The sequence below is a fragment of the Bacteroidetes Order II. bacterium genome, assembly GCA_016788705.1.
In the GTDB taxonomy this organism is placed as follows: domain Bacteria; phylum Bacteroidota; class Rhodothermia; order Rhodothermales; family UBA2364; genus UBA2364.
In genome coordinates this window covers 1-8384 of record JAEUSQ010000041.1, presented here as the reverse complement: position 1 = coordinate 8384, position 8384 = coordinate 1, and the positions used below count along the sequence as shown (strand labels likewise).

Annotated in this window: 8 protein-coding genes; 4 read left to right on the top strand and 4 right to left on the bottom strand. The window is 44.7% G+C overall.

All coding sequences use genetic code 11. The annotated features are described in order from the left end of the window. The first annotated feature begins 364 nt into the window (after positions 1–364). From JNN12_11360 to JNN12_11350, 3 genes are all read left to right on the top strand, one after another. Positions 365–1801: a glycogen synthase gene (locus tag JNN12_11360; protein ID MBL7978927.1), complete on the top strand. Its 1437-nt coding sequence runs from the start codon at positions 365–367 to the stop codon at positions 1799–1801. A 13-nt stretch (positions 1802–1814) separates the two neighbouring features. Further along, the gene (locus JNN12_11355) at positions 1815–3128 is read left to right on the top strand and encodes a glucose-1-phosphate adenylyltransferase (protein MBL7978926.1); all 1314 of its coding nucleotides are present in this window, start codon (positions 1815–1817) and stop codon (positions 3126–3128) included. A 512-nt stretch (positions 3129–3640) separates the two neighbouring features. Beyond that, complete coding sequence (locus JNN12_11350; protein ID MBL7978925.1) at positions 3641–4339, top strand: hypothetical protein; 699 nt, start codon at positions 3641–3643, stop codon at positions 4337–4339. 62 nt (positions 4340–4401) lie between these two features. On the opposite strand, the gene JNN12_11345 is transcribed toward JNN12_11350, so the two are convergent. From JNN12_11345 to era, 4 genes are all read right to left on the bottom strand, one after another. Further along, on the bottom strand, positions 4402–5040 hold the full coding sequence (locus JNN12_11345) for a YigZ family protein (protein ID MBL7978924.1): 639 nt from the start codon (positions 5038–5040) through the stop codon (positions 4402–4404). Between the two features lie 371 nt (positions 5041–5411). Then, entirely contained in the window at positions 5412–5900 is a 489-nt protein-coding gene (locus JNN12_11340; GenBank protein ID MBL7978923.1) for a DinB family protein, read from the bottom strand. Between the two features lie 102 nt (positions 5901–6002). Then, on the bottom strand, positions 6003–6686 hold the full coding sequence (locus JNN12_11335; GenBank protein ID MBL7978922.1) for a hypothetical protein: 684 nt from the start codon (positions 6684–6686) through the stop codon (positions 6003–6005). A 70-nt stretch (positions 6687–6756) separates the two neighbouring features. After that, a complete protein-coding gene (gene era / locus JNN12_11330) occupies positions 6757–7671 on the bottom strand; it encodes a GTPase Era (GenBank protein ID MBL7978921.1) in 915 nt (304 codons plus the stop codon). A gap of 104 nt (positions 7672–7775) precedes the next feature. Here era and JNN12_11325 point away from each other — a divergent pair, with 104 nt between their 5' ends. Beyond that, positions 7776–8171: a hypothetical protein gene (locus tag JNN12_11325; protein MBL7978920.1), complete on the top strand. Its 396-nt coding sequence runs from the start codon at positions 7776–7778 to the stop codon at positions 8169–8171. Positions 8172–8384 lie beyond the last annotated feature (213 nt).

Sequence of the window (8384 nt, the reverse complement as noted above, 5' to 3'; positions counted from 1 at the left end):
GACAATAATATTTCGTAACAACAGGCAAAATTTGAGGTGATATAATTTCAAAATAGTAAAAAAATATCACCAAATGGAACCGTTGTAGCAAGGGTTTAAGGTGTCGGGGTTTGGATAGGGCATAAAGGTTAATGGTTTAATTCAAAAAACAATCCCCTACGGAATGTTCAAAAAAGACGGTTTTTTCCTTTTTTTGCCCTTCCCTCTTCCTTTTCGGGGTTCATACACCGTAACTTGTTGGGCCATAAAACGGTTCTGTACATTTTTTCAACCTGCTTCTTCACAAGCCTACCATACAAAACTCACATAAACATGATGAAGCAATTTTGAAACTTATGGCTTTCCACCTTTAGCCCACTCGTCTATGAAGATTTTACACATTTCCGCTGAATGTTATCCTGTTGCTAAAGCAGGGGGGCTCGGCGATGTCGTTGGTGCACTTCCTAAATACCTTTGCGAACATGGGGTGTCGTCTGCTGTTATTCTACCTAAATATGCACTCAAGTGGGTAAAAGAACATCGGTTTATTGAAGACTATCGTGGCACCATTCGTCTGCACGATCGGCATCTTTCTTTCACCATAGAACGGGAAATTGATGATACACTTGGCTTCCCGTTGTTTGTTGCCAATATTCCGGAGTTATTCGAACGCGATGGGATTTACGCCAGTCCGGAAGGGCATGGATATGGTGATGATGTATCCCGGTGGTTAGGTTTTCAACAAGCGGTTTTGCAGTGGGTGGCACAATTCTGGGAAAAACCAAAGATATTACATTGTCACGACCATCATACGGGGCTTATCCCATTTATGGCAAAATATTGTCCGGAATTTAGGGCACTAAAAGACCTTCCAACAATTTTAACCATCCACAATGGGGCTTATACAGGTGCCTTCAGTTGGCAGCATATAGACAAAATGCCCCTTTTTGAAGCCCATGCACGGAATTTATTAGACTGGGCCGATACCGTCCACCCCTTGGCATCGGCCATTCGGTGTGCGTGGCGTGTAAACACCGTTTCGCCGGGTTATTTGGATGAATTGAAAGCACCCGATAGCCATCTAAACTGGTTGCTCAACAACGAATGGCACAAGTCTTCTGGGATTTTAAATGGCATTGATGCACAGGTTTGGAATCCGACAACCGACCCTTTGATTGCCCACCGTTTTGAGGGCGATGTGAACCGATTCAAGGCCCAAAACAAAGCAGTGATTTGTCAACGTTTCCGCTTAGATCCAGAATTGCCGTTGGTCACATTTATTGGAAGGCTGGTATCTGAAAAAGGGGCAGACCTGTTGCCGGGAGTCATTGAACGGGCGTTGGAAAACAATGCCAAAATGGCTTTTTTAATACTCGGAACGGGCGATCCAGCGCTCAAACGTACTTTTTATGCACTTCGAGATCGCTTCTTTTGGCGCTTTGACGCTTCGATCGAATACAACGAGTCTCTGGCGCACCAACTCTATGCCGGCTCCGATTTTCTGATAATGCCCTCTCGGATTGAACCTTGTGGCCTAAATCAACTCTATGCATTTAGGTATGGCACCATTCCCATCGTCCGGAGTGTTGGGGGTCTTCGCGACACCGTCCGTGACTGGTCCGAGGAAAACCCACGCGGCATCCGATTTGACCACTTCTCCACAGACGACGCCCTCCATGCCCTCTATCGTGCATCGCTATTGTATCACGATGAACAAACGTTAACCGGATTTCGGAAGCGCATTATGGACCTCAATTTTTCTTGGGAAAAATCTGCAGAGGCGTATATTGCGCTCTATAAAGGCGTATCCTCACCACTTTAATCCTCATAGAACCATGAGACACGGACTGTATGTAAATGCCGGCACGCAAGACCGAAAAATCAAGATGCTCGGCCTCATTCTGGGCGGTGGCGTAGGCTCCCGTCTGTACCCCCTCACCAAAGACCGCTCTAAACCAGCAGTTCCCATCGGGGGGAAGTTTCGGTTAATAGATATTCCGATCTCTAATTGCCTAAATTCGGGGGTGCGCCGCATCTTTGTCCTTACGCAATTCAACTCGGCCTCGCTGAATCAGCATATTAAAAATGCTTACCACTTCGATTCCTTCACGCATGGCTTTGTGGATATTTTGGCGGCAGAACAGACCTACAAAAGTGACCAATGGTTTCAAGGAACAGCCGACGCCGTGCGCCAATCCATGCACCACCTCGAAAACCACGACTACGACTACATCCTCATTCTTTCCGGAGACCAACTCTACCAAATGAGTTTCGAGGACATGGCCGAGGCTCACATTGCATCTGGCGCCGACCTGACCATTGCCACGATTCCGGTGAATGCCAAAGATGCCACTTCCTTTGGGATTATGAAGGTAGATGAAACGCAATCCATTAATCGTTTTATCGAAAAACCCAAATCAGATGTTTTGGCAGACTGGGCCTCCGAAGTCCCGGAAAAACAACGGAGTGAGGGAAAGGTGTACTTGGCCTCTATGGGAATTTACATCTTCAACCGAAGCACCCTGAAAGACCTCTTTAAAAGATATCCGGAAGCCACGGATTTTGGCAAGAACATTATTCCAATAGCCATTGAAAACGGACTCAAGGTCTCGAGTTATTTATATGATGGTTATTGGACAGACATCGGTAACATTCAGTCTTTTTATGAGGCCAACCTTGAAATGACCAATCCGATTTCACAGTTCGACCTCTACGATAAGGAAAATCCGGTCTATACCCGCAGAAGAAACCTTCCTACCTCTAAACTGATGGGAACCCAGATTTGGCAATCCATTTTGGCAGAAGGAACCATTATTGACGCCAAAGAGATTGTCCATTCGGTGGTTGGGGTTCGCTCAAGAATTGGGAAAGACACCGTAATCAAAGATTCGATCATCATGGGTCATGATTATTACGAAACCTTAGACCAAATCAATCACTCAGGCTCTATTCCTATGGGGATTGGGCATAGCTGTTACATTGAACGGGCCATCGTAGATAAAAATGCCCGTATTGGCAATACCGTCATTATTCGCGGGGCACCCGGCCTGCCCAACAAAGAGGAAGAAGGATACAGCATTGTGGATGGTATTGTGATCATCAAGAAAAAAGCCATTATTCCCAGTGGAACTGTCATCGGCGCGGTTTAGATTTTTTCTCCGTTAGCTATATAGCCCTTTGGTCAAGTAACAGAGGGCTTTTTTTTTATTTTTTATGGCGTATCTCTTGACAAGGAAACCATCAAACATTAAATCCATAACACCTCATAACGTAAAATTTTAACAATCAAAATTTGGAGGAAAACATGCTCAAGTATTTTAAAAGCATGATCATTGTCACGGCAATTTCTATATGATCTCCTTTTTCGGGCATGACTGCCACAGCAGCAGAGGAACTGTGTTATAGAACGTGCTCGTGGACCAATTTTTTCTCAGTTGGTGACACCCAAGGACAATGTGTTACAACCGTAAACGATTATGGTGGATTCTGGCTTTGGTTCAGTACCTGCAATGACCAAACAATCCCACCATCAGCTAAGTACTACATCTATGCGGGTTACGGCTCGTGGTTAGGGAATTGTAATACGGCCTGGCTCAATTTTGGTTATTGCGGTGGCGCGTGACACTATATAACAACATTAATCATTATAATACAAACTAAAATGAAATACTTTTCTATATTTTTTATCCCGTACTTATTACTAATCACCATTTTAGTATCCGGATGCGACACTCCGAAAACTGAAAACAAGAAAAGAGGTGACCTACAAGAGAAATTAGCCCAACAAACTGGGCCAAGTAGAGAATACATCATTATAGGCCCAACAAACATCCCGGAAGATTTACAGATAAACACCATTAAATCGAATAGAAAAGACCAAAATGCAACGGCTCAATTACAGAAGTGGAATCACCAAGTAAACCTTAGTGCTGGTAAGATCTTAGCGGCTTGGCATAAGAATAAAAACTGGCGCGAGATACACAAAATGATTAATGCAGAAAGACTTAGTTTAGAAACGGCCAAAAATCCGATGATCTTTGTATTTGATCAAACAAGCTCCATTGACTTCATAGAGAAAGTACACTCGCGTGTACCTCAGTCTAAAGAGGTTGATCATGCAATTGCAGAACATGTTGCGATACTGGATCGGTATGATCACCCCGATGCTACCGTACTGGTTCCAGCGATTCTTCGACTTAAAGGATCAACCCCCGAAGCAAAAATCAACCAATACTTGATTCGCGCTAAAAGGAATCCCAAAAACTGGCTTAGTAAAGAAGCTTGTGATACATGCCATAATGGACAACTTCCAGAAGCAAGAAAGGCATTGATTGGACAGATAAAAAAAGTAGTTGCCTGATCTGAATTAACGTAACGTGTTGTCGTTTATCAAGCCTTCAGACAAGTTGTCTGAAGGCTTTTTTATGGGTAGGAAACGTGTCCTTTTCCACGCAATGCCTCTATAAAATTGGTTTTCAATGCTTCCACTTGCGAATTGCGTACTGCAACGGTCAATTCGGTTAGGTCCGAATATTGGGTTTGAATAATCGGCGCATCGAATTGCTGAATGCAGTGCATGGCCGCCGAGGTATCTGGATAGGCAAAGGCCAACCGAACCTCTTTGCGAAGGATCACTTCTTTAGGTGCACATATTTGCAAGACCGCTTCCGCCGCCTCGCCATAGGCACGAACCAATCCGCCCGTTCCCAACTTGGTTCCGCCAAAATACCGTGTCACCACCACCAAAACCGACGTAAAACCGCTTCGTTCGATCTGCCGGAGAATCGGTAAACCCGCACTCCCGCTCGGTTCTCCATCATCATTGCTCCGCACCTCCACCGGATCTACCCCAAAACGATACGCCCAACACCAATGAGAGGCATTGTATTCTCGCTTTTGAATCACCTTTAACATTTCCGGAACCATCCCGATTTCTTCCAGGGGAAGAGCCTCGCCAATAAAGCGAGAACCCTTGATTTTGGGAATTTCAACGTGAGCTGGATACTGGGTGGTTGTATAGGTGTCCAGAACAGCTCCTTGCTTTATCACATGATTGGCCATTGTCATCTTATAAATATTGATTCTGTAACCATGCGCGTTGTGAGGCCCACTGTCATATTTTCCCTTAAGGCCCACACAAGAACTGCTTTGATCTATTTGTTGCCGGAGCAAAATGTATGTAGAAACACCATTTTGTTTAACATACTAAAAATCCAATCTCACCGTTCAGAAATCTTCATAAAGGAAAAACACCTATCACTAAGCTGCAACAGGTCTTTTCTAAAAAAGCGTCTATCAGGAATTGGTTGATAAGTGCAAAACATGACCGCATTTCGTAGTCACCAAGCTTTCCATTGCGCGTTTGTGCGATTTTCTCGCCCACCAAAAGAGATTAAAGAGGCCAAGTTACGGTATGGGAAGGCAAAGAGCACCTATCCTTGTCGCTGTAACGCCCGCATATTCCCCACCAGTTGTAGAATGGCATACAGATGATGTGCTTCGTGAATCAGGAAAAATTCCACCCAAAATGGAATGGGAATTGCCCCATAAAGTGGATGAACAGCCGTCCGCTCGATGTCTGTAGGCCGAAGGTCTATAAGCAATTTTATCAATTCTTGCCGCCCAGCCACCAAACCCGACCACAGCACCCGCCATTCCATCTTGCACCAATAAGAAAACCGAGGGTCTTGTTCTGCTTCGTAGCGTTGAAAATGAGGATTTTCTTCAAGGAGAAGCTTTTTGATCCGCTCAGGCATTAATTCTTGGTACCGTGCCAAATGGGCCACATGCTCTGAAATACTCCATTTTTGGGAATCTGGCCTATAACGTAACATATGCTCATTCATTCCATTTAGTATAAAAGGAATGGACTCATGCTGAGAACGTAATCTACTGATCGCGGAGTGGGTGAGTTGCATCATAGATGTGTTGATGATTCGTCTTCAGATGGCTGCCAACATGACCAATACCATATTAGGATAAAACGCAAGGAACTACCCAACTGGATCATCGCCCTTCTTTTATTACCGTGGCATCGTGAAAAGACCCGTTGTATCCACATTAAACGTCACTTCATTGACCACCTTTGTCATGCGGTTATTGATAACTTCTCGAAATGGATACCAAAATCCATTCATTACGCGATAATCTTCATACCATTGTAGGTCTATATTTACATCGAAGTAATTCCAATCAACCGCCACCAGCAACAGCGTTGTTTGGTCAAAATAAAACTTATGACGGAATTTTTTATCGCGGGTTGGCTGAGTAACTACATAGCAGCTTTTACCTTTGAGGACTTCGTTTGGGGCTAATTTTGCTCCAGGATCGTATAGGAGCGTTAATTCATGAACGGGAAAAATCTTGCCTTTCAGCCCCGCCGACGAAAATGTCCGCTTGGTATCCCCTTCATATCGCCAAGTTTTTTCCGGTGTTTGAACTTCCGTTACCGTCACGGACTTTCCCCCAGATGTCGTGATGCTCTTGTTATAATATTGTCCCGGCATCTGCCACACTTCGGTTCTAACCTTTTTCAAATACTCCACCCGACTGCTCACCTGAATGTTTTTCACGGTTTGCCACTTAGCCCAACCCGTTTTCTGGGTCACGGCTGTTAGCAGACTTTTCACGTCTTTATAGGGCTGGGCTGCGAGTCCAAACGGAAATGCTACGATCAGCAAGAAGAAGAGACGACAAGGATAACACATAGATTGATGTAAGATTGATGATGATAAACAAATTACAAACAGGCGTTAGAATCAAGATCAAGCGCCCTTATCAGGAAGAAATTCGGTAGCCGTAAGCATTCAGAAAGTGCTCTTTGCTCCGCCAGTCATCACGAACTTTTACATGTAACTGCAAAAATACTTTTTTACCGATCAATGCTTCAATGTCCTTTCGGGCTTCACTTCCCACTTCTTTTAAGGCAATTCCTTTTTTCCCAATTAGGATTCCTTTCTGGGTTTCACGTTCCACCACAATCTCTGCATCAATCAGATCCGCACGGTCTTCGCGTGCTTCATAGGCCACAATATTCACCTGTGTGGCGTATGGCACTTCCTGATGAAACCGTTGGAATATTTTCTCGCGGATGGTTTCGGCGATAAAAAATCGTTCGGGGTGCTCGCTCACCTGATCTGGTGGATAAAAAGGGACGCCATTTGGCAAACGGGACGTGATCTCTTGTAATAAAACATCTAACTGCTTTCCTTTCAGAGCCGAAATAGGCACTACCGCTTCAAAATCACGTTGTTCAAGACATTGACTAACCAAAGGCAATACTTTTTCTTTGGAAACGAGATCCATTTTATTGATCGCTAGGATGGCAGGTCGGTCTTTTAAATAGTTCAACACTTCCGGATGCATATGCTCGTGTTGCGCATCTATTAAAAAAACCACCAAATCCGCATCCATTACCGCCCCCTGTACCGAAGACATCATGCGTTCTTGCAACTTATAGTTTGGTTTAATGATGCCAGGCGTATCTAAAAAGATTACTTGTGCCTGTTCATTGGTCAGAATGCCCAAAACCCGATGTCGGGTGGTTTGTGCCTTGGCGGTAACGATGGATAACTTTAGCCCCAATAAGGCATTCATAAGGGTGCTTTTACCCGCGTTCGGACGCCCCACAAGTGCCACATAGCCGCACCGGAAATCTGGCGGGACTTTAAACAATAAACTCAGATCTTCCATAAACTCAGATTGGAATAAAGAAAAGAAACAATGTCGGACCTTAAGGTACAATCTTTATAGGCACGGGTTTAATAGGAATTGGTGCAATATATCCTGGCGCATCAATGGAGCGTCGTAAAGCACTAAGGACACCACACGAACTGGAAGTAATTGAATTTAAACAAATTACTCCACTGGCAAACAACAATTCCAATACTCGGCTACAATACTTTCGCGCCCTTTTAGGACTGGCATGGATTGATTTTCATGAAAACCGCCATCAAAAACTGGATATGCGGTTAACCGAACTCCATATCCTCAAAAAACAGATGCCCAAACAGCCTGTATTCATTTTGGTTGCAGAGGTTTTGGACGGATTGCGGGCCTGGCAAAAAAAACAACCAGATGGAAAGCAGAAGGCTGGTCATAACATTGAGCTGTTAGCGGCGCGGGCAAGTAGCCCCAAGCCCATGATTATATACCTTCAATCCCAGTTTGCCAAACAGAAAGGCGCACCATGACCTTTATCTGATCTGTTTACACCATTAAAAACACCCCGCAACGCTTGGCTACGGGGTGATGCTCGGAGGGAGGCGGCGGAAGTTATTAATTCACCGTTACATTAATCGTCAGGCTATAGGTTCCGGGGGCGATATTACCGAGCGTCCAGAGGCCAGTGGCATTGTCGTAAGAGCCAGTGGCCGTAGTCGCACTGACAAAACTCAGGCTTGCTG

Coding starts and splice junctions, on each gene's coding strand:
- JNN12_11360 (MBL7978927.1), top strand. CDS start 365: ATGAAGATTTTACACATTTCCGCTGAATGTTATCCTGTTGCTAAAGCA.
- JNN12_11355 (MBL7978926.1), top strand. CDS start 1,815: ATGAGACACGGACTGTATGTAAATGCCGGCACGCAAGACCGAAAAATC.
- JNN12_11350 (MBL7978925.1), top strand. CDS start 3,641: ATGAAATACTTTTCTATATTTTTTATCCCGTACTTATTACTAATCACC.
- JNN12_11345 (MBL7978924.1), bottom strand. CDS start 5,040: ATGGCCAATCATGTGATAAAGCAAGGAGCTGTTCTGGACACCTATACA.
- JNN12_11340 (MBL7978923.1), bottom strand. CDS start 5,900: ATGATGCAACTCACCCACTCCGCGATCAGTAGATTACGTTCTCAGCAT.
- JNN12_11335 (MBL7978922.1), bottom strand. CDS start 6,686: ATGTGTTATCCTTGTCGTCTCTTCTTCTTGCTGATCGTAGCATTTCCG.
- era (MBL7978921.1), bottom strand. CDS start 7,671: ATGGAAGATCTGAGTTTATTGTTTAAAGTCCCGCCAGATTTCCGGTGC.
- JNN12_11325 (MBL7978920.1), top strand. CDS start 7,776: ATGGAGCGTCGTAAAGCACTAAGGACACCACACGAACTGGAAGTAATT.